Origin of the sequence: Vibrio sp. Hep-1b-8, from assembly GCF_006124995.1 — a bacterium.
Classification (GTDB): domain Bacteria; phylum Pseudomonadota; class Gammaproteobacteria; order Enterobacterales; family Vibrionaceae; genus Vibrio.
In genome coordinates this window covers 24,723-47,475 of record NZ_QEWN01000006.1, presented here as the reverse complement: position 1 = coordinate 47,475, position 22,753 = coordinate 24,723, and the positions used below count along the sequence as shown (strand labels likewise).

At 44.4% G+C, this 22,753-nt stretch carries 21 protein-coding genes and 2 pseudogenes; 16 read left to right on the top strand and 7 right to left on the bottom strand.

The annotated features are described in order from the left end of the window. The 7 genes and pseudogenes from DA100_RS02565 to DA100_RS02535 all read left to right on the top strand — a co-directional run. Positions 1-350: BCCT family transporter (locus DA100_RS02565; RefSeq protein WP_240800867.1), on the top strand; the 350-nt coding region annotated here is incomplete at its 5' end. 290 nt (positions 351-640) lie between these two features. Beyond that, complete coding sequence (gene ectA, locus DA100_RS02560; RefSeq protein WP_171052118.1) at positions 641-1,174, top strand: diaminobutyrate acetyltransferase; 534 nt, start codon at positions 641-643, stop codon at positions 1,172-1,174. A gap of 36 nt (positions 1,175-1,210) precedes the next feature. Beyond that, the gene (gene ectB / locus DA100_RS02555; protein ID WP_138970732.1) at positions 1,211-2,476 is read left to right on the top strand and encodes a diaminobutyrate--2-oxoglutarate transaminase; all 1,266 of its coding nucleotides are present in this window, start codon (positions 1,211-1,213) and stop codon (positions 2,474-2,476) included. Between the two features lie 13 nt (positions 2,477-2,489). Continuing rightward, positions 2,490-2,876, top strand: coding sequence for an ectoine synthase (locus DA100_RS02550; RefSeq protein WP_138970731.1), 387 nt, complete (start codon positions 2,490-2,492; stop codon positions 2,874-2,876). Between the two features lie 70 nt (positions 2,877-2,946). Next, on the top strand, positions 2,947-4,371 hold the full coding sequence (locus tag DA100_RS02545) for an aspartate kinase (RefSeq protein WP_138970730.1): 1,425 nt from the start codon (positions 2,947-2,949) through the stop codon (positions 4,369-4,371). A gap of 89 nt (positions 4,372-4,460) precedes the next feature. Then, positions 4,461-4,607: pseudogene (locus DA100_RS21220) on the top strand (two pore domain potassium channel family protein); the annotation flags it as partial. Between the two features lie 100 nt (positions 4,608-4,707). Then, positions 4,708-5,785 (top strand): annotated as a pseudogene (locus DA100_RS02535) (IS481 family transposase). A 63-nt stretch (positions 5,786-5,848) separates the two neighbouring features. Here the strand turns inward: DA100_RS02535 and djlA are convergent. Then, a complete protein-coding gene (gene djlA, locus DA100_RS02530) occupies positions 5,849-6,703 on the bottom strand; it encodes a co-chaperone DjlA (RefSeq protein ID WP_138970729.1) in 855 nt (284 codons plus the stop codon). A gap of 148 nt (positions 6,704-6,851) precedes the next feature. Here djlA and lptD point away from each other — a divergent pair, with 148 nt between their 5' ends. The 6 genes from lptD to apaH all read left to right on the top strand — a co-directional run bounded on the left by lptD (position 6,852) and on the right by apaH (position 13,694). Then, a complete protein-coding gene (gene lptD, locus DA100_RS02525; protein ID WP_138970728.1) occupies positions 6,852-9,269 on the top strand; it encodes an LPS assembly protein LptD in 2,418 nt (805 codons plus the stop codon). A gap of 54 nt (positions 9,270-9,323) precedes the next feature. Beyond that, positions 9,324-10,622, top strand: coding sequence for a peptidylprolyl isomerase SurA (gene surA / locus DA100_RS02520; RefSeq protein ID WP_138970727.1), 1,299 nt, complete (start codon positions 9,324-9,326; stop codon positions 10,620-10,622). After that, entirely contained in the window at positions 10,612-11,604 is a 993-nt protein-coding gene (gene pdxA, locus DA100_RS02515; RefSeq protein ID WP_138970726.1) for a 4-hydroxythreonine-4-phosphate dehydrogenase PdxA, read from the top strand. Before surA ends, pdxA begins: the two co-directional genes overlap by 11 nt. A gap of 12 nt (positions 11,605-11,616) precedes the next feature. Beyond that, on the top strand, positions 11,617-12,423 hold the full coding sequence (rsmA, locus tag DA100_RS02510; RefSeq protein WP_138970725.1) for a 16S rRNA (adenine(1518)-N(6)/adenine(1519)-N(6))-dimethyltransferase RsmA: 807 nt from the start codon (positions 11,617-11,619) through the stop codon (positions 12,421-12,423). Between the two features lie 68 nt (positions 12,424-12,491). Beyond that, positions 12,492-12,869, top strand: coding sequence for a Co2+/Mg2+ efflux protein ApaG (gene apaG, locus DA100_RS02505; RefSeq protein WP_138970724.1), 378 nt, complete (start codon positions 12,492-12,494; stop codon positions 12,867-12,869). Between the two features lie 9 nt (positions 12,870-12,878). Next, on the top strand, positions 12,879-13,694 hold the full coding sequence (apaH, locus tag DA100_RS02500; RefSeq protein ID WP_138970723.1) for a bis(5'-nucleosyl)-tetraphosphatase (symmetrical) ApaH: 816 nt from the start codon (positions 12,879-12,881) through the stop codon (positions 13,692-13,694). Positions 13,695-13,951: 257 nt separating this feature from the next. Here apaH and folA read toward each other — a convergent pair whose 3' ends face one another. The 6 genes from folA to rplU form a co-directional block, all read right to left on the bottom strand. After that, positions 13,952-14,431, bottom strand: coding sequence for a type 3 dihydrofolate reductase (folA, locus tag DA100_RS02495; protein ID WP_138970722.1), 480 nt, complete (start codon positions 14,429-14,431; stop codon positions 13,952-13,954). Positions 14,432-14,451: 20 nt separating this feature from the next. Beyond that, complete coding sequence (locus DA100_RS02490) at positions 14,452-14,925, bottom strand: threonine/serine exporter family protein (protein WP_138970721.1); 474 nt, start codon at positions 14,923-14,925, stop codon at positions 14,452-14,454. After that, positions 14,922-15,689: a threonine/serine exporter ThrE family protein gene (locus tag DA100_RS02485; protein ID WP_138970720.1), complete on the bottom strand. Its 768-nt coding sequence runs from the start codon at positions 15,687-15,689 to the stop codon at positions 14,922-14,924. The genes DA100_RS02490 and DA100_RS02485 overlap by 4 nt, the downstream gene beginning before the upstream one ends. Positions 15,690-15,959: 270 nt before the next feature. Next, a complete protein-coding gene (gene cgtA, locus DA100_RS02480; RefSeq protein ID WP_138970719.1) occupies positions 15,960-17,132 on the bottom strand; it encodes an Obg family GTPase CgtA in 1,173 nt (390 codons plus the stop codon). A gap of 278 nt (positions 17,133-17,410) precedes the next feature. Then, positions 17,411-17,668, bottom strand: coding sequence for a 50S ribosomal protein L27 (rpmA, locus tag DA100_RS02475; protein WP_004409945.1), 258 nt, complete (start codon positions 17,666-17,668; stop codon positions 17,411-17,413). Positions 17,669-17,688: 20 nt separating this feature from the next. Continuing rightward, positions 17,689-18,000: a 50S ribosomal protein L21 gene (gene rplU, locus DA100_RS02470; RefSeq protein ID WP_005383096.1), complete on the bottom strand. Its 312-nt coding sequence runs from the start codon at positions 17,998-18,000 to the stop codon at positions 17,689-17,691. A gap of 271 nt (positions 18,001-18,271) precedes the next feature. On the opposite strand from rplU, the gene ispB reads away from it, so the two are divergent. The 3 genes from ispB (at position 18,272) to DA100_RS02455 (ending at position 22,723) form a co-directional block, all read left to right on the top strand. Beyond that, positions 18,272-19,243 carry an octaprenyl diphosphate synthase gene (gene ispB, locus DA100_RS02465; protein WP_138970718.1) on the top strand — a complete coding sequence of 324 codons (972 nt, stop codon included), beginning with the start codon at positions 18,272-18,274 and terminating at the stop codon, positions 19,241-19,243. A 380-nt stretch (positions 19,244-19,623) separates the two neighbouring features. After that, positions 19,624-21,384 (top strand): lysophospholipid acyltransferase family protein, encoded by a 1,761-nt coding sequence (locus DA100_RS02460; protein ID WP_138970717.1) that lies wholly within the window; start codon positions 19,624-19,626, stop codon positions 21,382-21,384. A 256-nt stretch (positions 21,385-21,640) separates the two neighbouring features. Then, on the top strand, positions 21,641-22,723 hold the full coding sequence (locus DA100_RS02455) for a TRAP transporter substrate-binding protein (RefSeq protein ID WP_138970716.1): 1,083 nt from the start codon (positions 21,641-21,643) through the stop codon (positions 22,721-22,723). Positions 22,724-22,753 lie beyond the last annotated feature (30 nt).

Sequence of the window (22,753 nt, the reverse complement as noted above, 5' to 3'; positions counted from 1 at the left end):
TAAAGAAAAGACCGACATTAATTTCAATCAGGCCTTGCGAACAGCGAGGTGACCATATATGTCCTTTTTTGCTTTTTTGCTTTGACTCTGGTTCGTTGGTTATCGATACCATCGCTGCTGGTGGTAAAGTGGATGCACCAACACCGCAACGTGTATTCTGGTGTACGTTTGAAGATTTGGTTGCTATCGCTCTGATGCTAGGTGGTGGGTTAGCGGCTGCTCAGGCAATGGCGGTGACAACCGGTCTACCATTTACGATTGTATTGCTTGTAGCAACGGTATCATTGATAAAAGGCTTGATGGATGAGCCTCGTCCATCATCGAAATCAATGAAGAAAGCGAAAGCTTAAACACGCTATATTGATATGAAAAACGGCATGCTTAGGCATGCCGTTTTTTTTGATTGTTTGTTCCGTCAGTCCCACTTTAGTTGTGTCATCTCTGTACTCATTTACGAAATGTTTTGCACTGCGCTATAAATACATTAGACCTCAAACTATTTTCTTTCACCACATACATCTTATACCGCGATCAATATCACATCAATCAGGATTAATTGGTGGCTTATTTGATTTTACCCCCAAAATAATGCTCATAATATAAAGGAATTAATTAGAGCACGAAGGATATGTATCTACACATGATCACGTCAGCACCTTGGGTGATGTATCCAGAAATTGGAGAAGACCCAAGTCAAAAATGGATTTTTCGTGAACCACAAGCAACGGATGGTGATGACATTTACAGTTTGATCGCAGACTGTCCACCACTAGACATGAACTCTTCTTACTGCAACTTTCTCCAGACTACGCATTTCAGCAAAACCTGTATTTTGGTGGAACACAAAGGCAACGTAGCAGGCTTTATTTCTGGTTATCAAAAACCAAACGAGCCTGATGTTCTCTTTGTCTGGCAGGTTGCCGTCTCGCCTTGGGCACGTGGAAAAGGTTTAGCATTTACTATGCTTGAAAGCCTTCTAAAGCGAGATGAATTGGCGAAGATTAACGCCATCGAAACGACGATCACAGAAGAAAATGACGCGTCATGGGCATTGTTCAAAAAGCTTGATGCGCAAAATGGTAATTTTGGTGAAGTGACCACTTTTCTGGATGAAAAAGAGCACTTCAAAGGCAAGCATGATACAGAGTACCTGTATCGCATACCCCTCAAATAATCTTCACTCATTAGGAATCAAATAAACGGTCTCATCATGGATATTTTCAAAAAACAGGAATCCAACGTACGTTCATACTCGAATAGTTTTCCAGTCGTATTTCGTAAAGCAAAAGGGAGTTGGCTGGAAACAGAACAAGGCGAGCGATACCTAGATTTCCTTGCTGGAGCGGGATCTCTAAATTACGGTCACAATAACCCAGTCCTTAAACAGTCTCTGCTTGAGTACATCGAAATGGATGGCATAACTCATGGCTTGGATATGCATTCAGAGGCTAAGGCGTCATTTTTAGAAGCGTTGGATCGCTTTATTCTGAAACCACGATCATTCGATTATAAGGTTCAATTTACAGGCCCAACCGGAACAAACGCGGTTGAAGCGGCACTAAAACTGGCAAAGAAAGTAAAAGGTAGAAGGACAATCGTTGCATTTACCAACGGTTTTCACGGTTGTACTGCCGGGGCATTGGCCGCAACAGGTAACCAGCACCACCGTCAGGGGGCTGGGTCAACGTTGAATAATGTGACGCGTATTCCTTTTGAAGGTTATGCAGGAGTCGATGGCCTCGCATTGTTTGAAACCATGCTCAATGATAATTCTGCTGGTATGGACAAACCTGCGGCGGTGTTAATTGAAACCGTGCAGGGGGAAGGGGGCTTAAACGTTGCGTCCAACGAATGGCTGCAGCGATTGGCTAAAATTTGTAAGGAAAATGATATTCTGCTCATTGTCGATGACATCCAAGCAGGTTGTGGTCGAACTGGAACTTTCTTCAGCTTCGAGCCATCTGGCATTAAACCAGACATCGTTACCTTGTCAAAATCGATTAGTGGTTATGGTCTGCCAATGGCCATTGTTTTATTAAAGCCAGAACTCGACCAATGGAAGCCAGGCGAACATAACGGCACATTCCGTGGCAATAACCACGCATTTGTAACGGCGACGAAAGCACTTGAGACGTATTGGTCAAATCGTGATTTTGAAATTCATATTAAACGATGCTCAGAACAGATCGATAAAGTCATTCAACGCAGCATAAAACGTTTCCCGGAAATGTTTGTTCAACGTAAAGGACGCGGCATGATGATCGGTGTTGAATGTCAAAATGGTCAACTTTCTGGAGACATTGCAAAAGCCTGTTTTGACAACGGTATGGTCATCGAGACAGCCGGTCCTAATGACGAAGTGGTCAAATTCTTCTGCCCATTGACGATTAGCGAGTCAGAGTTAACTCAAGGTTTAGATATTTTTGCAGGTGCGGTAGAAACCATTGCAGCGAAACACTTCAAACAAGCATCGTAACAAGGAAAGAACAATGATCGTTAGAACACTCGACGAGTGTCGCAATAGTGAAAGACGCGTGGTATCGGACAACTGGGAAAGTGTTCGCATGTTATTAAAAGATGACGATATGGGCTTTTCGTTCCATATCACCACAATTTATCAAGATACAGAGACCCACATTCATTATCAAAACCATTTAGAGTCGGTATTTTGCATGAGTGGGGAAGGAGAGATTGAAGTGCTCGGTGGGAAGACTTACCCGATCAAACCAGGCACGCTTTACATTCTTGATAAGCACGACGAACATTATCTTCGCGCGTACAAAAACAAAGAAATGGTGATGGCTTGTGTATTCAATCCGCCGATCACCGGCGCTGAAGTTCACGACGAAAATGGGGTTTACCCATTGGTCGATTAATTTTCCTCAATTGGGGTGAGTCTTCACCCCATTTCCCCTCTTTAAAATGATCAATCATTAAGGCCCTCTCATGACTTTTACCGTAGAAAAAATCGGCGGAACATCAATGACAGCGTTTGATGCTGTGCTTGATAACATTCTTTTACGTCCTCAAAATCCATATAACCGCATCTTTGTCGTGTCCGCCTACAGTGGTATGACGGACGCGCTGCTTGAATGTAAGAAAACCAGCAAACCGGGGGTGTATCAGCTTATCGCTAAGCGTGATGATTCGTGGCAAGACGCGTTAGCCTGTGTTGAAAGCCGAATGTTGCTGACCAACGAGCATATCTTTGCCGACCCAATGAATCGAATGCGTGCGGACAAGTTCATTCGCTCTCGCATTGCGGAAGCGAAAAACTGCATTTCCAATATTCTTGAGACGTGCCAGTATGGACAATTCTCATTGCGTCATTATCTCCCTCAAATTCGAGAATTTCTCTCTTCAATTGGAGAAGCTCATAGCGCCTACAATACGGCACTGAAACTTAAAAATATGGATATTAATGCTAAGTTTGTCGATTTATCAGGGTGGGATAATCAAGAACCAAGAAGCCTCGATCAATCGATCAGTGATGCTTTAACCGATATTGATGTTAGTAGAGAGCTGCCCATCGTTACTGGCTACGCGTACTGCAAAGAGGGTTTAATGCACACTTACGATCGTGGCTATAGTGAAATGACTTTTAGTCGTATTGCGGCGAAAACCAAAGCGGATTTGGCGATTATTCACAAAGAGTACCACTTAAGTTCTGCTGATCCGAGGGTGGTAGGCCCTGAAAACGTTCACCCTATAGGTTCGACAAATTACGATGTCGCAGACCAATTGGCTAACTTGGGCATGGAAGCGATTCATCCCAATGCGGCAGCGGGTTTACGCGAAAGTGGTATTGAACTCCAAATCAAGAACACTTTTGAGCCAGAGCATAAAGGGACACTCATTTCTTCTGATTACCGTCCTGACACTGATCGGATTGAAATCATTGCAGGTAAACAGAAAGTTTTTGCGTTGCACCTGTTTGATCAAGCGATCGTTGGTAAAGTGGATAATGTAAGTTATGAGCTAATGGAGATTATTTCTGATGCTCGTGTAAGTTTGATCGGTAAAGAGATGAACGCTAACTCCATAACTTACTATCTTGGCGGTAGCACAGAAAGCCTGAATAAAGTGTTGTATAAAGCTGAAAAGCGTTATCCAAAGGCATCGATTACAGGGCGAATGGTGGCATTGATTTCTGTAATCGGCTCGCAAATTGATACGAATAAAACCTTAGCCAAAGGTGTATTGTCACTAATGAACAGTGATGTTACCCCCATTGCGCTTCACTCATCCATGAGAAACGTAAACGTGCAGTTTGTGGTGAGTGATAGCGAATACCAACAAGCGATTGTTGCCCTACATGACGAGTTTTTTGAGAAAACGCCACAAGTCACTACATCATCTAACGTGGCGTAATAAACATTAATCTTTAATGGTTTATATGTAGTGATAAGTATTCAGTTAATACTAAAGTTGGTTCATTAACAGCGAATAAAGGGTCATGACTCCTCGCCGTCCTCGTTCAACTACTATAAGACAATGTGATCGAATACGTCATACAGGGGATTATGGTAGTGATTTTTATTGTTTGCTTTGTAAGTTTGCGCTTTGATCGAAAGTGGACGTATTTTTTAAGAGGTTTAGCTGTATTAGTTCCGACTAGATCTGACACTTCAATTTGAAAAGAAGAGAGTTACCCACTTTGATTAAAGGTGCTGAATCCGTAATCAAAGACAATAAGAGGTAACTCTCATGCTTCATACTAGCAACCCAATCATCAAACACAAAGCTGGTCTACTCAATCTTGCAGAAGAACTCGGCAATGTATCAAAAGCCTGCAAGGTCATGGGTGTATCAAGAGACACTTTCTATCGTTATCAAGAGTTAGTTGAAACTGGTGGCATTGATGCTCTGATTAATCAAAGCAGAAGAACACCAAACTTGAAGAACCGAGTTGATGGCGAAACTGAACAAGCAGTTCTCAAGTATGCCATCGACTTCCCTGCACATGGTCAAGTCAGAACAAGCAATGAACTGCGTAAACTTGGTGTGTTTATCTCTCCTAGTGGCGTTCGTTCAATCTGGCTTCGTAATGACTTAGAAAACTTCAAAAAAACGCCTTATTGCCTTAGAAAGACAGGTCGCTGAAAACGGTATCATTCTAACGGACGAGCAAGTTGCAGCCCTTGAGCGCAAGAAACATGATGACGAGGCTTGTGGTGAGATAGAAACCGCGCACCCAGGCTATCTCGGCTCTCAAGACACGTTTTATGTTGGTAACCTTAAAGGTGTTGGACGCATCTATCAGCAGACGTTCGTTGATACCTACAGCAAAGTCGCCTTCGCTAAGCTCTACACGACAAAAACACCAATCACTGCAGCGGACATGTTGAATGACAAGGTTCTACCGTTCTTCGAGGCTCATGAGCTGCCAATGCTGCGAATCCTGACTGACCGTGGTACTGAATACTGTGGCCGTGTTGAACAGCACGATTACCAACTCTACCTTGCCATCAATGATATCGACCACACGAAAACTAAAGCGATGTCGCCACAGACAAATGGTATCTGCGAACGCTTCCACAAGACCATATTGAATGAGTTCAACCAAGTAACATTCAGAAAGAAACTGTATGGTTCAATGGAAGAGTTACAGAAAGATCTGGACGAATGGATGGACTACTACAACAACCATCGTACTCATCAAGGAAAAATGTGCTGCGGCCGAACGCCAATAGAGTGTAAACCTCCTCTAATTAGTTGCGCCCATAATTCGAGGTGTCGGCTTGTTCATTCTTTATTAAATATTCCCATGGCGTCAGATCGTTGAGGGCATCATTGGACGTCGCTTCTCAGGCCTTTTGCTTTTGTGATTAATCAAAACTCAACGAATTCAGAAACCTTTGGCTTTCTTAATGACATCATAAGCATTCTGGATCTCTTGTGCCTTCTCTTTAGCAACATTCATCATCTCAGGTGGTAGGCCTTTTGCCATCAACTTATCAGGATGGTGTTCGTTCATCAGTTTACGATAAGCACGTTTGACACTCTTAGCATCTGCGCTACTATCAACGCCCAAAAGTTTATACGCGTCACTCAACTGGTCTGCTGTTGAAGCCTGCTGCCAACTACCGCCTGACTGATTAGAATAGCTGCCACCGGATTGGCCACCAAAACCGCCTTGCTGAAAACGGAATGCCGCCTCTTGCATACGTAATCGCTGTTCTAGCTGATCAGATGAAAAGCCAAGGCCACGGGCTATCTTATGTAAGACGTTACGCTCACTAGGGTGAACATCTCCATCGGCAAATGCAGCTGAGATCTGCAGTTCGAGAAAGAACTGCATTAGATCGAAACGACCACCAGCAGAGATCCGCACGCGTTCTAAAACGGTCTCCAGTGGGAAGTCACTCTCTTTGCCTTCTCGAAATGCATCTTGGGCAGCTTTGCGCTGTGAACCATGCAGATTCATGCGATCCATCATGGTTGTAGCAAGTTGAATCTCTTCGCGCGTAACTTGCCCTTTTGCTTTGGCAACATGCCCCATCACCGCAAATGCCGCTTTAAAAAACTCTTCTTGCCGTTCGGCTTGACTCGGACCACTGCCAAAGCCGCTATTAAAGCCCGCCATACGTAAACGTCGTGCTTTATCGAATTGGTGCCCTAAAAATAAACCAAATACAGCACCAAAGGCTCCCCCAAATAGGAAACCGAAAAATGTGCCGAGAATTTTGCCGAAAATATGCATTATGTGCTCTCAATCTCTGAATTTTTTCTTCACGAAGCGGTCTGATAGTGCCGTAAGCTGTAAATTACTTTATTATAAGGACCGTTTTATTCTACATTCGGTCACCTATTCACCGGATATATCAAGTTCAACAGGATAGTAAAACTCGATGTTACGTTTTCCACGCACCTTGTTAGCCGCTTCAATCAGTGCTGCTTTTGTAGTGCCTCAGACTCAAGCAGAAACTATGTTAGACGATAGTGTGCAGGAACTGCCCGCTATAGATCAATGTTTGATCCACGAACCTGAGCCAGATAACCCAAATCAACAGCCGGTCAATGTTGAAGCCGATAGTTTAGAAGCCATAAATGGTGATAAAGCAACCTATCGGGGTAATGTGGTCGTTGTTCAAGGCAAAAAGCGCATGCAGGCTGACAACGTGACTTTGCACCAGAAAGAAAACATCGTCGTCGCTGAAGGTAATGTGACTTTCAGCGATGGTGAAGTCAAAACTATTTCTGATAAAGCGACCAACAACCTCAACACTGATTATGTCACTTTAGAAAATACCAACTATCAGTTCTTATGTGAGCCTGGCCGAGGTGAAGCCGTCTATGTAGCTAAGACTGGTAAAGCTGTCTATGAAATTGAAGACGGCACCATCACTTCATGTCCAGAAGGTGATAGTTCGTGGCGCATGCGTGCTTCAAGCATTGATATTGACCAAGATGAAGAAGAAGCCACTTTCTACAATCCACGCTTCGAGATTGTCAACGTACCTGTATTTTATCTGCCATTTCTCACTGTACCTATTGGTGATACGCGTAAAACGGGTTTCCTCTATCCAACCGTTTCGTATGGTTCGAGTGATGGCTTTGAAATGGAAGTTCCAATCTATTGGAACTTAGCGCCAAACTACGATTTGGAAACCACGCTCAAGTATATGCAGGAACGTGGCACTCAGTTAAACAGTGAATTTCGTTTCTTGTCTGATTTTGGCTACAGCACGCTGAAATCTGAATACCTCCCAGATGATAAAAAGTATCCTGAGTACGGCGATCGCTGGGGCTTCCAGTTAGAACACAGTGGTATTTACCAAGAGAACTGGAAGTTTACTGCTGACTACTCCAAAGTGAGTGATATCCGTTATTTCACCGATATCGATTCAAGCATAGGTAATAAAGAAGATGGTCAGCTTATCCAAGAAATGGAGGCCACTTACCGCTCTGATAGCTGGGATGCGTCATTGTTAGCTCGAGACTTCCAAGTGCTAACAACTGGCAATAACTTGCCTTATCGCTTATTACCTCAATTACAGTTTAACTATTACGCACCAGAATTGATGCGCTATTTAGACTTTGATATGACCAGCCATATCTCTCGTTTTGATACCGATGCACAAGGTAAACCATCGGCGACTCGCGTTCACGTAGAACCTGGGTTGACGGTGCCAATTGGTACGACTTGGGGAACTTGGACAACAGAAGCGAGACTTCTTGGTACCTACTATCAACAGGACTTGGATGGCGTTGACACGGCTTCGCAAAAAACAACTGACACTTCAGGGAATTCGATTGATAACCCTTATTACGGCCTTGAAGAGAATGTATCACGTGTGATTCCTGAGTTTCGCTCTCACGCAGCCGTTGTATTGGAGCGTGATACGGCAGTGTTTGACAATTACACCCAAACACTTGAACCGCAAATTCAATATGTGTACGTGCCTGAAAAAGATCAAAACAATATTGGTGACTACGACACAACTCTATTGCAAACCGACTACTATGGGCTATTCCGCAGCCGCAAATATAGCGGCGTAGACAAAATTGCGGAAGCAAACCAATTTAGTTATGGTGCTTCGACTCGCTTCTTTGATGACGGATATAAAGAAAGACTCAATATCTCATTTGGTCAAATTTTCTACATCGACAAAAACGTCAGAAAAAGCACTGGTGAAACAGACAAACCAGATACTACATCTAAATCCAATTATTCTGCTTGGGCGGTTGAAGTCGACTTCAACTATGATGACTATTTGTTCTATCACGGTGGGGTTCAATACGATATTGACACAAGCGAAGTTCAGTTAGGTAACAGTACACTAGAATACCGTTTCAATGGCGGTTACCTCCAAAGCAACTATCGTTATGTATCCAAAAAGTATCTAGATTGTACAGTGGGTGAATGTGCTGATGAAGGTAAAGGAAATATCAATGTAAAAGATATAACCGTTGATGGCATATCTCAAGTAGGCTTACTCGCTGGATATCAGATTAATCGCAACTGGAATACCAGTGCACAATACTTCTATGACTTAACGACCGAAGAAGCGTTAGAGTGGCTAGCGCGCTTGAACTACACATCAGATTGTTGGTACATCGGCTTTACCTACAGCAAGCAGCTGCAAAGTTGGGATCCTAGCTTCTCAAGTTACCCCAATGCTAACCCAACCTACGAAAACAACTTTAGTCTGAACTTCGGCATCATAGGCTTTGGGACTAAGATTGGGGCAGGTTCTGGTTTAGCGGATCTAGACAGTGCTGGTAACTCTCTAGGTTACGGTCGCCCATTTTTCTTAAACAACTAATTCGAGAGCCTGCTGTCTAACCCCGCAGGCTCGATATATTTTATAGGTTCTTGAATGAAATTTTGGAAACACGCGTTATTGGCTATGTTTGCAAGCAGTACAGTAAATACTGTTTATGCACAGCCCGTTGCACTAGATAACATCGCTGTCATTGTGAATAGCGGTGTTGTGCTACAAAGTGACATTGAAACATCACTAAAAACGCTAAAGGCAAATGCAAAAAAAAGCGGTCAGGCTTTACCCTCTGAGCAGATACTAAGAAAGCAAGTCACTGAAAAACTGATTGTCGACACCATTCAGCAGCAAGAAGCGCAACGTATCGGTGTGCGTATTGATGATAGCCGCTTGAATGAAGCAATCGCAGAAATTGCCAAAAATAATCAGCAAACAATCGAACAACTTAGTGTCTCTATTGCAGAAGAAGGTCTGAGTTATGCTGAGTTTCGTGAACAAATCCGCAAAGAAATCGCCGCAAGTGAAGCGCGTAATGCTCTTGTCCGCCGCCGCATTAACATTTTACCCGCAGAAGTGGATAACCTAGCCAATATCTTGGCCAAAGAAACGAATGCAACGGTTCAATACAAAATTGGGCATATCCAACTGCGCGTTAATGATGGTGACGATAAAGCCGCCATCGAGAAGCAAGCCAAGCAGTTAGCGGAGCAACTGAAAAACGGGGCCGACTTTAGCACCATGGCTTACACCTACTCTAAAGGCCCTAAAGCACTACAGGGTGGTGACTGGGGGTGGATGCGTAAAGAAGAGATGCCGACTATTTTTGCTGACCAAATCAATTTACAGAATAAAGGCAGTATTATCGGCCCCTTCCGTAGCGGCGTTGGCTTCCATATCCTCAAAATTGAAGACATCAAAGGCTTAGAAACGGTCGCTGTGACTGAAGTTAATGCTCGCCATATTCTGATTAAGCCAACGGTCATCTTAAGCGATGAAGGCGTCCAGAAAGAGCTAAAAGAGATCACTCAACGTATTACTTCAGGTAAGGCAACATTTGGTGAAATGGCACAGCAATATAGCCAAGATCCAGGTTCAGCCGCCCAAGATGGTGAACTAGGCTATCAAACTTCAGAACTCTATGTACCTGAGTTCAAACATCAGATTGATACTCTGCCTGTTGGTCAAATCAGCCAACCCTTTAAAACGGTTCACGGGTGGCACATTGTAGAAGTCCTTGATCGTCGCGAAGTAGATCGTACGGATTCAGCATTAAAGAACAAAGCTTACCGCATCTTGTTTAACCGTAAGTTCAACGAAGAAGCGAGCGCTTGGCTTCAGGAAATGCGCGCCAGTGCCTACGTTGAAATCATTAAAGATGAGACTCAAGATGAGCGTTAAACGCATCATAGTTACCGCTGGTGAACCTGCGGGTATCGGCCCTGATTTGGTATTGGCTCAGTCGAAAGAGAGTTGGGCTCACCAAATCGTGGTTTGCGCAGACAAATTTATGCTGGCAGAACGAGCTAAGCAGTTGAATATTGATGTCGAGCTGATTGACTACCAGTCTGAATCGCCGATTGTCCCTCAGCAAGCAGGCTCATTGGTGGTTGACCACATACCTTTAACCAACCCAGCCGTTGCTGGGAAGTTGGATGAAGCCAATGGCCACTACGTGTTAAAAACACTAGAAAGAGCCGCTTTAGGCTGTATGAATGGTGAATTTGATGCTATTGTCACCGGCCCTGTGCATAAGGGGGTCATTAACCGCGCAGGCGTCGCCTTTAGTGGTCATACTGAATTCTTTGCTGAGAAGTCAAACACACCACTAGTCGTAATGATGCTTGCAACGGAAGGTTTACGTGTCGCTTTGGTGACAACGCATATCCCACTGGCTTATGTATCTAAAGCGGTGACAGAGGAAAGGCTAGAACTCATCATAGATATTCTGAACAAGGATCTCGTTGAGAAATTTGCAATAACGTCACCTAAAATCTATGTGTGTGGACTTAATCCACATGCAGGAGAAGATGGCTGCCTCGGAAGAGAGGAAATAGAAACCATCACTCCCACGTTAGACAGACTGCGTCAGACGAAAGGAATCAACCTAATTGGTCCTTTACCTGCCGATACTATCTTCAATGAGAAATATCTTGAAGATGCTGATGCCGTGCTTGGGATGTACCATGATCAGGTACTTCCTGTATTAAAATACAAAGGCTTTGGCCGCTCAGTGAATATCACTTTAGGCCTGCCATTTATTAGGACCTCCGTTGATCACGGCACCGCTCTTGACCTAGCAGGGACAGGCAATGCGGATACAGGAAGCTTCCGAACGGCTTTAGCTCATGCAATAGAGCTAGTCGATAAGAAATCGAATTAACTTGAGAATACTATGAGAAACGATGTCCACTTAGGGCACAAAGCAAGAAAACGCTTTGGTCAAAACTTCCTTAACGATCCATACATCATTGATGGAATAGTCTCTGCGATCAACCCAAAACCTGGTCAGAACCTAGTAGAAATCGGCCCAGGTCTTGGGGCTATCACTGAACCTGTTGGTAAAGAAGTAGACAAGTTTACGGTTATCGAGCTTGACCGCGATCTTGCTGAACGTCTGCGCAATCACCCTGACTTGGGCGACAAACTGACGATTCACGAAGGCGATGCGATGCGCTTTGATTTTGCGCAGTTAGTGAAGCCAAACAACAAGTTACGTATTTTTGGTAACCTGCCATACAACATCTCAACTCCGCTGATGTTCCATCTTTTTGAATTCCATAAAGACATCCAAGACATGCACTTTATGCTTCAAAAAGAGGTGGTAAACCGCCTAGCCGCAGGCCCTGGCACGAAAGCTTACGGTCGTCTTACCGTCATGGCACAGTACTTCTGTAAAGTCGTACCAGTACTCGAAGTACCCCCTACGGCGTTTGTTCCACCACCTAAAGTCGATTCAGCGGTAGTTCGTTTGGTGCCTTATGAAAACCTTCCTCACCCAGCAAGCAGTCTAAAATGGTTAGATCGCGTTTGCCGTGAAGGCTTCAATCAGCGCCGTAAAACCGTGCGTAACTGCTACAAAGGCTTATTAAGCGCTGAGGAACTAGAGCAACTAGGCATTAACCCAGGAATGCGCCCCGAGAACCTAACGCTAGAACAATTCGTTGGAATGGCAAACTGGTTAGATGCTAACCACAAATAATTTCAGCTAATATAAAAAGGTGGTAGACCCATGGTTTATCACCTTTTTGACTTTACATAGGAGTTCACATGGAAGCTACCCCGTGTATAAAAGTCCAAGTTCATACCAAATACATTACCGACCAATCCCATCCGGATGCAAAACGTTACGTTTTTGCTTATATCATCACCATCAAAAATCTCAGTCAGCAATCAGTACAACTCATCGCTAGACGCTGGCTAATTACCGACGCTAATGGCAAACAGATGACCGTAGAAGGTGAAGGTGTTGTAGGTCAACAACCTGTCATCGCGGCCAATGATGAATACACCTATAATAGTGGCACCGTTATCGAGACCCCTGTTGGTGTAATGCAAGGCCAATACATTATGCACGATGCCACTGGACAAGAATTCGTTACCGAAATCGAACCTTTCAGACTCGCTATCCCAAATATTTTAAATTAGGACATCACTGTGGCGACATACATTGTCGGCGATCTTCAAGGTTGCTTAGACGAACTCTTACTGTTACTTGATAAAGTCAAATTTGATCGCAAGCATGACTCACTCTGGCTTGCGGGCGATCTTGTCGCCCGAGGTCCAAAGTCACTTGAGGTATTGCATTTTGTTCGCTCGCTAGGCCCCTGTGCTAAGGTGGTACTAGGAAATCACGACCTCCATCTCCTTGCCGTTTCACTTGGGCTATTCAAAGTCAAAAAGAAAGACAAAACCGCAGCGATCTTTGCCGCGGAAGATAAGCATGAGTTGCTCAATTGGCTACGCCATCAACCTCTCTTTGCGGAACATGATGAATTTGTCATGTGCCACGCAGGAATATCTCCCCAGTGGACATTAGATCAAGCGCGTGTCGCTTCCAGAGAAGTGGAAGCCATCCTACACAGTGACGAGTGGCCTTGGTTAATAGAGAATATGTACGCTAACCAACCTGATCTCTGGTCCAATACACTACAAGGCATTGAGCGTTACCGCTATATCATCAACGCATTCACCCGCATGCGCTTTTGCGATGCGCAAGGAAGATTAGACATGGAGTGCAAACTCCCGCCCAAAGACGTCAAGACTCACAGTCTGGTGCCTTGGTTTAAACTGAAACAAAGAATCAAGTTAGATAAAACCGTACTGTTTGGTCACTGGGCAGCATTGGAAGGCTACGAAGGTAAAGAGGTGATAGGCTTGGATACTGGCTGTGTCTGGGGTGGGAAACTGACCATGTTACGTTGGGAAGATAAGCGTTTCTTTACGCAAGAAGCGTTAGCGAGTAGCGAGTAGCGAGTAGCGAGTAGCGAGTAGCGAGTAGCGAGTAGCGAGTAGCGAGTAGCGAGTAGCGAGTAAATTTTTAAGGTTTGACGCCATGTGTCAAACCTGTTCTTTTAAACTCAGGCAATTAAATAGAAGCCAGCACGGCCTGCAACTTTAGACTCACTCATCCCCCCCCCTCTCGAAGGACGAAGTCCGTTCTAAATTCTCGCAGGGCGAAGCCCGATCTCGGAGCGAAGCGTTCTCGCTGGACGCGCCCGCTCTCATCACTATCTTTCTAAAACCACAAAACGCATGTCATAAGCGTTGTTCTCGTCCGCCTGATAAGCTTCAGAATGGACTTCTTGAAAATCATCACTCCAAGCTGGGAATTGAGTATCACCATCAACTTGCGCATCAATATGCGTCACATATAGCTTTTGCGCTTTTGGCAAGCAGGCTTGGTAAATGGTTCCTCCCCCAATGATCATCACTTCTGCTACATCACCAGCAACGGACAGAGCCTCATCGATTGAGGTCACGGTTGTAACACCTTCGATAACCAGTGAGGCATCGCGACTGATCACGATATTCTCTCTTCCAGGAAGCGGGCGTCCAATAGACTCATAGGTCTTCCGTCCCATAATGACTGGTTTACCCATAGTACAACGCTTAAACCAAGCAAAATCAGCCGGAAGGTGCCAAGGCATCTGGTTATCTTTACCTATGATGCGATCATGTGCCATCGCGGCAATCATGCTAATGATCATTCTACTACTCTCCTGTATCCCTAAACGATTGGTTTGCGGCGGTAGAATAACAACCCTGGCATAGCTAAGCCAACCGCTAATCCTGCAATTATAAACATTGCCTTGAGAAAGTTTTCCATCAACATGGCAACTAATTCGGGAGAATAACCACGGTGGTTGAGCTCAACTAATGCAATCATAGCTTTAAAAGCAAAAACACCAGGCACCATAGGAATTAATGCTGCCACAGTGAAGACTTTGGGATGAGCTAAAAATCGAGCAGACCAATGGATACCAACCATACTCACCAGCATGGCAGCAAAGAACGTCGCCCACTCGATCGGAATACCAAAATGCATCATCAAATAACGCGAGCCATGACCGATAGCTCCACCAAGTGCGCAGTAGACCAGTGCTTTCTGTGGGACATTGAATACTAACGCGAATCCCACCGCCGGAATTGCAGCAAATAACATATCATTGATGAGACCAACAAGAAGATCAACAGAGATCATGCGACCCACCCCCAAACCCCAACTAAACTCATTGCAGCTACGATGCCTAAACTGGTCGCTAAAGTGAGTAAACTTGCCATAACAAAACGAGCAATCCCCATGTTAACGTAACCCTTTAGCATGTCAGCGACCGAGTTGATTAGAGGGAATCCTGGAACAAGCATTAAGACAGACGAAGCCATCACCAATGACGGTGAATTCCCTAACTGGTAAATCACGGCTTGAGCTGAAACAACGGTTGTGACAAAGGCCGTCGCCGCAAAATTCATTAAAGGGTTAAAATGGCGGTGACCGATCTCTTGGCGAACGACCATACCAACAGCGGAAGCGATAAAAGTCATGGTAAAAACCAGCCAATCACCTCCAGCTAAACGGCTGAATGCCGCACAAGATAAACCAATCATAAAGACCACAAGCCAGCGGTTGTATCGCTCTGGGCTGACCTTATCAAGTTTCTGCTGGGCAAGAGGATAATCGATGATTCCCCGCTCCAGCATGATACAAATACGCTGTACCTGCGTAATGGCCCACATGTTAATGCCACGATCCGGACATCGTCGCGCCGTTGTTATACAGTGTTCTTGATAAACCGTAGTAACCACTAGAGAGCTGGCAGAAAGAGAGACTTCCACCTCATCCATTCCAGCGGCAAGACCAAAGCGACGCATTAGGTCACCAACGAGAGTACTTTCTGCACCGTGTGCTAACAACATTTGCCCTGCTTGGGCAACTAAACGAGAAACCGCTCGCTGTTTTGATGCCATGATTTTTTTCTACTCCTTTATACCAACGTGAATGATTACCTAGTCATTCAAGCTGATCAAAACCACTCAGAGCCATGATAAGGTTTGTCACCAAATCAATAACGACACTCTCTATCCTGAGCCGAGCGATTTTTCCTGCACAGTTATCCAAACCGCTCGCCGTATGGCAGAGTTTGAACTTGTATATTTTGCGTTGAAATACGCTTCGAAGATTTGATTTAGACACAAAAAAGCCGCAATTGATATTGCGGCTTTGAATATTATGCACGGTTAATCGCGAACGTAGACAACGTGACCGTCATCTTCTTCATCGTCCCAGTCATCCCAGTCGTCTTCATCTTCTGTGATAACATCTTTACCAGCCATCGCATCCTTATGGTAGTCATCCCACATAAAGTCGACTTTTTCTTCCTCAGAAAGTTCTTGTTCTTCACGAGGTAGATTTTCCATAAAGTCAGCAAGCTTGTAGCACAACTCTTTCGTGCCTTGTTTGTTCACTGCTGAGATCTTGTAATAATCATCTTCCCAACCTAGGGCATCCAGAATATTTTGGATCACTTCGTTGGCTTCTTCTTCAGGCATTAAATCAACCTTGTTGAAGATCAACCAACGTGGCTTCGCAGCCAACTTCTCACTGTATTGCTCTAGCTCATCAATGATCGTTAATGCATTCTCAACCGGATCACTTTGATCAATTGGCATGATATCGATCATGTGTAGTAACACACGACAGCGTTCTAGGTGCTTCAAGAAACGAATACCTAGGCCTGCTCCATCCGCTGCACCTTCGATCAATCCAGGGATATCAGCAACAACAAAGCTCTTTTCTGCAACCACACTAACCACACCAAGACTTGGAATTAGTGTCGTAAATGGGTAGTCTGCCACTTTCGGTTTTGCAGCCGAGACCGCACGAATAAAGGTAGACTTACCTGCATTAGGCAAACCTAGCATACCAACATCAGCAAGCAACAATAGCTCTAAACGAATCTCACGGATTTCACCTTTAGTACCTAATGTCTTTTGGCGTGGCGCACGGTTCACAGAAGACTTAAAACGCGTGTTACCTAAACCATGCCAGCCGCCTTTTGCAACCATGACTTTTTTGCCATGCTCAGCGACTTCAGCAACGATCTCATTTGTGTGGATATCAACCGCACGTGTGCCGACTGGTACTCGTAGAACTTTGTCTTTACCACGCTTACCGGTACAGTTACCACCGCGACCATTCTCACCACGTTCCGCTTCATAGAAGCGCTGGAAGCGATAATCAATCAGAGTATTCAGGTTTTCATCGGCTTGGATGTAGACATCGCCACCATCGCCACCGTCACCGCCATCAGGACCACCTTTCGTAACGAATTTCTCACGCCAGAAACTCACTACACCGTTACCGCCATCACCGGCTTGAACTTTTACTACCGCTTCATCAACGAATTTCATCTCTTACTCCGCCCTTATGCTATGTGTCATAGCTGCGTTGCAAATATCATCTCAAACTTCAATCATGGACACCGAAGTGAATGATATAAATTCTAGCAGATTCCATTTTCAGATCGATCACCTTGATCTTCGATCGTCCTGCCACTTAGGAATATATAATGAGGGACTTTTTTCAAAGTGCCTTAGTATCTATTCCTACTACCATAAATAAAAAACCCCGCCGAATCGGCAGGGCTTTTGAATTCAGCTTTAAAGCTAATAATTAAACAGGAGTTTAATTACTCAGCTTCGATGCTAACGAATTTACGGTTTTTTGGACCTTTCACTTCAAATTTCACTTTACCTTCAGTAAGAGCGAAAAGAGTGTGGTCTTTACCGATACCAACGTTAGTGCCAGCGTGGAACTTAGTACCACGTTGACGAACGATGATGTTACCTGCAAGAACAGACTCACCACCGAAACGCTTAACACCTAGACGTTTGCTTTCTGAATCGCGGCCGTTACGAGTAGAACCACCAGCTTTTTTGTGTGCCATTGTTAAACTCTCCTAATCGATTAAGCGTTGATACCAGTGATTTTCACTTCCGTGAACCACTGACGGTGACCCTGTTGCTTACGAGAGTGCTTACGACGACGGAACTTAACGATTTTAACTTTATCGCCACGACCGTGTTGTACTACTTCAGCAACAATTTTACCACCCTCTACTAGAGGAGCACCAACTTTAATGTCTTCACCGTTAGCTACAAGAAGAACTTTATCAAATTCAACTGTTGCACCAGTTTCAACGTCTAATTTCTCTAAACGAAGAGTTTGACCTTCGCTTACACGGTGTTGTTTACCACCAGATTGGAAAACAGCGTACATATCTTACTCCGCTTTTTCCGCACAGCCGTATGCTATTTTTTGAGCATTAAGGGTGTGCGCTAAACTAATCATCAATAGGGCGCAGATTCTACAGAAAGGTCGCACCTATGACAAGCCATATTTTGAAAAAATTGGCGAAAAGCTAATCGCCAATGAAAAGTGCCCAAATGATGCCCGTTAACCATGTATTAATCAACGTTTTTTAGTGTATTATTCAACGATTAAAGTAGATAAGAATACCTTACTAGTTCTAACCTCAGCCGGATTTACAATGGATTTTAAAGCTATCCAAGCACTCACCGCCGATGACATGGCAAAAGTGAACGAAACAATTCACGCTCAACTCAACTCTGATGTCTCTTTAATCAATCAACTTGGTTTCTACATCGTTAGTGGAGGCGGCAAGCGTATCCGTCCATTACTTGCTGTTTTATCAGCACGAGCACTCGGTTATCAGGGAGAGGCTCACACCACTTCCGCAGCCTTTATTGAGTTCATTCACACCGCCACTCTACTTCATGACGATGTGGTCGATGAGTCTGATATGCGACGCGGCAAAGCAACGGCCAACGCTGCATTTGGTAACGCGGCGAGTGTGTTAGTTGGAGACTTTATTTACACTCGCTCATTCCAGATGATGACAGAACTGGGATCTTTGAAGATCCTCAAGCTGATGAGTGATGCGGTAAACGTGATTGCTGAGGGTGAAGTTCTACAACTAATGAACTGTAATGATCCCGACACGACTGAAGAAAGCTACATGCAAGTTATCTACTCGAAAACAGCACGTCTTTTTGAAGCCGCGACACAAATTGGTGCTATCCTCTGCGATGCGCCCGCCGAAGTTGAACTGGCACTGCAAAACTACGGGAAATATCTAGGTACTGCATTCCAGCTTATCGATGATGTTATGGATTACACCTCTGACGGTGAAGAGATGGGCAAAAATGTCGGGGACGACTTAGCCGAAGGTAAACCAACATTGCCTCTTTTATACGCAATGCAGCATGGCACGGCGCAGCAAACCGCCATGATTCATGAAGCGATTGAAAAAGCCAATGGTATGGAGCGTCTTAACGACATTCTCGCAGCAATGGAAGAGACTGGCTCTTTGGAATACACCCGCCAAAAAGCTTATCAAGAAGCAGACAAAGCGATCGCGCAATTGGATGTGTTAGAAGAATCCGTTTACAAGCAGGCACTAATTACTCTCGCGCATATGTCGGTACACCGCACTAGCTAAGCGCTCAATTGATTGAATCACAACAACGGGAACCTTACGGTTCCCGTTTTCTCTTGGTGACAAGAGTGTATCCCAGAGCAGCATAAACGAAGGTAAACTTGACTTGGTGCTGCACATAACTTGTTTTGACCAAGCTTTTAGCTACACCTTACCCGCTTAATAAAGCTAGCAGTATTCCTTATATAGTCATAACTAAAACAAATGATTTGCGATCCAGTCATTTTAAATCTGAAATGTTAAGTTGGTTTTTCATCTTTTCTAGACATAAAATCACGTAACAAGAGCGTCATCGCTTTGTCACCAATTCCTCATTGAAATGCAGCCTTATTGAAACTTCGCTTATCTATTCTCACAACGAATACAGCCGTAGAGAGAATAAAATGCAAACCTCTAGCCCATTTCGTCTACCAAAAAAAACGCCATTTCGCTTCGCCGAGTCCATCGCTGAATGGGCAACAGGACTAAGTAAACTCGAACGGTTTTATGCCCAACGCCCCGCAGGTTGTGATACCCAAGCATTTATCAGGTTCACTCTCGAAGTGCTTGGTATTGATTATGATATCAGCCATGGCACTAAAGGAGGGATTCCAGCTTCTGGCGCGACGGTGATCGTTGCAAACCACCCCCTTGGATGCGTAGAAGGGGTGATACTTGCTGAGCTGCTGCTCACCATTCGTCAAGATGTAAAAATTCTCGCCAATCAATATCTAAAAACGGTTCCTGAGCTCGATGAACTCTTTATTGGTGTCGATGTGTTTGCGGGTCATAGCGCTCAGAAAGCGAACTTAAAAGCACTTCGTCAAGCCCATCAGCATCTTGCGAACAATGGGCTAATCCTGCTGTTTCCCGCCGGTGAAGTTTCTCAACTCGTCGATAGTAAAGCGCAGCGCTTAGAAGACAAAGAGTGGAGCCGCTCTGTCAGCAGTTTAATCCGCAAATCAGGCGCTACCACAGTGCCAGTTTTTATCAATGGACAGAATTCAAAACGCTTCTATTTGGCGGGGAAGGTACATCCCCTACTTCGCACCTTAATGCTGGGCAGGGAACTGCTTAACAAGTCAACACAGACTATAAAGATCGCTATCGGTTCTGCGATTCAATACCGCGAAGTAAAAGGATTAACCGATGTTCAAATGACCAACTATTTGCGTCTCAATACATACCTGCTTCAACACTTAGTCCAATCTAAGTCTATCGATTCATCGTCATCGCAAAACGAGTTTCCCGTCGCTCAGCCTTTGCCGCTAAAAGATCTACTTGAAGATCTCGATAATCTGCCCAGTGATCATCGGCTACTTTCAAGTGGTGAACTCGATGTGTACTGCACCTTCTCAGAGAATATCCCTTCGCTACTGCATGAAATAGGCAGACTCAGAGAAACTAACTTTAGAAGAGCGGGTGAAGGTACAGGACTAGCGTTGGATCTTGATCAGTTTGATCACTATTACCGTCATCTATTTGTTTGGGACAGAGAAAACCAATGCTTGGTCGGTGCTTATCGACTTGGTTTGGTCGACGAAATTCTAAGTGACATAGGGACTGAAGGTCTTTATTCCCGTACATTATTTCATTACGACATGCCATTTATAGCCAGTATGGGGAAATCCATTGAGATGGGAAGATCCGTGATTGATCTACCGTATCAAAAAAGTATGACCGCTCTATTGCTACTATGGAAAGGTATCGCGACGTTCGTCTCTCACCATCCTGAATACACGCATCTGTTCGGCCCAGTCAGTATCAGCAACGATTACAGTGAACAGACCCGACAGTTGCTCGCCGAGTGTATGACATTACACTATTGTGATGCAGCAAAGGCAGAGCATGTCTCTCCATCGAACCCACTCCCTAAATCAGACAACAGTTGGAATACCAGCATGCTAACTGCGCTGGGGGATCTTCAACTCTTGGCTCGAGTCGTTGCTCGTATTGATCAAGGAAAGGGAATACCCGTTTTATTGCGCCAATACCTCGCCTTAAACGGCAAACTTATCTCTTTCAACGTTGATCCTGACTTCAACAATGCCTTGGATGGCTTAATCGTTGTCGATCTCAGACAAGTTGATAGTAAGACATTGGCGCGATATATGGGGCTTGAACAAGCTCAACACTATCTCAGTTATCATCAAACCTCAGAATAGTTATCTAACGACTCAGTGCTGCGTGACACATGCAGCACTTTTGTCAGCGGAATTATTCTCTAAATAACCCCTCGCTTCCTATCATTTAGGTGCATATAAGCCCCTAACTCCACCACTACATTCTAATAATTATCTTTCATGTAGTCATACACTCCAATCCAAGTGCAATCCGACGAACAAAAATTAGATTGACGAAAAAATCAACAGAAGAAAAGCTAGCTCTAGACACACAAAACAACAAGGAAGTCGTATCGTTATGCTGCCAATTAAAATAACACTTCGTACAGTGCTCGCTGGAGTGCTGACGAGTTCATTAGCTCTAGGGTCATTTTCAAGTCTCGCCGCAGAGAAAGTCTACCGACTCACGCTCGCCGAAACATGGGGGCCAAATACTCCTATATTAGGTGATGCCACAAAAAACATGGCGAAGCTGGCAGATGAAATGTCTAATGGCAGACTACAAATTCGTATCGACTCTGCAAACAAACATAAAGCACCACTTGGCATTTTTGACTTAGTAAAATCAGGCCAATACGACTTAGGTCACTCGAGCTCTTATTACTGGAAAGGAAAAGTGCCTAATACACTTTACTTTTCTTCGATGCCTTTCGGTATGATTTCAACCGAGCAGTATGCTTGGTTTTACCGTGGTGGCGGTATGGAGTTAATGGAAAAAGTCTATGCACCACATAACCTATTGTCGTTTCCAGGTGGCAACTCCGACATTCAAATGGGCGGTTGGTTTAAAAAAGAGATTAATTCAGTAGAAGATTTACAAGGGCTTAAGATTCGTATTCCGGGCTTTGCCGGCGAAGTCATGGCAAAAGTTGGCGCTGCGCCAACAAACATTGCTCCGGGGGAACTTTATACATCACTTGAACGTGGAACCATCGATGCACTTGAATGGGTAGGACCCGCGTTTGATCTACGTATGGGATTTCAAAAAATTGCTCCCTACTATTACACCGCGTGGCATGAACCAGGATCCGAAACACAATTCCTAGTCAACAAGAAGACTTGGGACAAGCTTCCTAAAGATCTGCAAACCATTCTCGAAACGGCATTTCGTGTCAGTGCGTTTGATATGTATACCCAAGCGGTAGATGCGAACGCAAATAGCTGGGCAACTATGAGTGCAGAGTATCCTGATATAAAAGTGAGGGATTTCCCACCTGAAGTACTTCATGCAATGCAAGCTGCTACATCTGAACTACTCGCAGAGCAAGCCGAAAAAGATGTGTTAGCTAAAGAAATTATCGAATCTCAAAAGCAATACTTAGCTAAAGTGCGTGCGTGGACAGATATCTCATCAAAAGCCTATCTAGATAGCACTCAATAATCCTAGCGGGCAGAGACTTACTCTGCCCCT

Bases quoted from the DNA above. Each gene is read 5' to 3' on its own strand.
- ectA (WP_171052118.1), top strand. From the start codon at position 641: ATGATCACGTCAGCACCTTGGGTGATGTATCCAGAAATTGGAGAAGAC.
- ectB (WP_138970732.1), top strand. From the start codon at position 1,211: ATGGATATTTTCAAAAAACAGGAATCCAACGTACGTTCATACTCGAAT.
- DA100_RS02550 (WP_138970731.1), top strand. From the start codon at position 2,490: ATGATCGTTAGAACACTCGACGAGTGTCGCAATAGTGAAAGACGCGTG.
- DA100_RS02545 (WP_138970730.1), top strand. From the start codon at position 2,947: ATGACTTTTACCGTAGAAAAAATCGGCGGAACATCAATGACAGCGTTT.
- djlA (WP_138970729.1), bottom strand. From the start codon at position 6,703: ATGCATATTTTCGGCAAAATTCTCGGCACATTTTTCGGTTTCCTATTT.
- lptD (WP_138970728.1), top strand. From the start codon at position 6,852: ATGTTACGTTTTCCACGCACCTTGTTAGCCGCTTCAATCAGTGCTGCT.
- surA (WP_138970727.1), top strand. From the start codon at position 9,324: ATGAAATTTTGGAAACACGCGTTATTGGCTATGTTTGCAAGCAGTACA.
- pdxA (WP_138970726.1), top strand. From the start codon at position 10,612: ATGAGCGTTAAACGCATCATAGTTACCGCTGGTGAACCTGCGGGTATC.
- rsmA (WP_138970725.1), top strand. From the start codon at position 11,617: ATGAGAAACGATGTCCACTTAGGGCACAAAGCAAGAAAACGCTTTGGT.
- apaG (WP_138970724.1), top strand. From the start codon at position 12,492: ATGGAAGCTACCCCGTGTATAAAAGTCCAAGTTCATACCAAATACATT.
- folA (WP_138970722.1), bottom strand. From the start codon at position 14,431: ATGATCATTAGCATGATTGCCGCGATGGCACATGATCGCATCATAGGT.
- DA100_RS02490 (WP_138970721.1), bottom strand. From the start codon at position 14,925: ATGATCTCTGTTGATCTTCTTGTTGGTCTCATCAATGATATGTTATTT.
- DA100_RS02485 (WP_138970720.1), bottom strand. From the start codon at position 15,689: ATGGCATCAAAACAGCGAGCGGTTTCTCGTTTAGTTGCCCAAGCAGGG.
- cgtA (WP_138970719.1), bottom strand. From the start codon at position 17,132: ATGAAATTCGTTGATGAAGCGGTAGTAAAAGTTCAAGCCGGTGATGGC.
- rpmA (WP_004409945.1), bottom strand. From the start codon at position 17,668: ATGGCACACAAAAAAGCTGGTGGTTCTACTCGTAACGGCCGCGATTCA.
- rplU (WP_005383096.1), bottom strand. From the start codon at position 18,000: ATGTACGCTGTTTTCCAATCTGGTGGTAAACAACACCGTGTAAGCGAA.
- ispB (WP_138970718.1), top strand. From the start codon at position 18,272: ATGGATTTTAAAGCTATCCAAGCACTCACCGCCGATGACATGGCAAAA.
- DA100_RS02460 (WP_138970717.1), top strand. From the start codon at position 19,624: ATGCAAACCTCTAGCCCATTTCGTCTACCAAAAAAAACGCCATTTCGC.
- DA100_RS02455 (WP_138970716.1), top strand. From the start codon at position 21,641: ATGCTGCCAATTAAAATAACACTTCGTACAGTGCTCGCTGGAGTGCTG.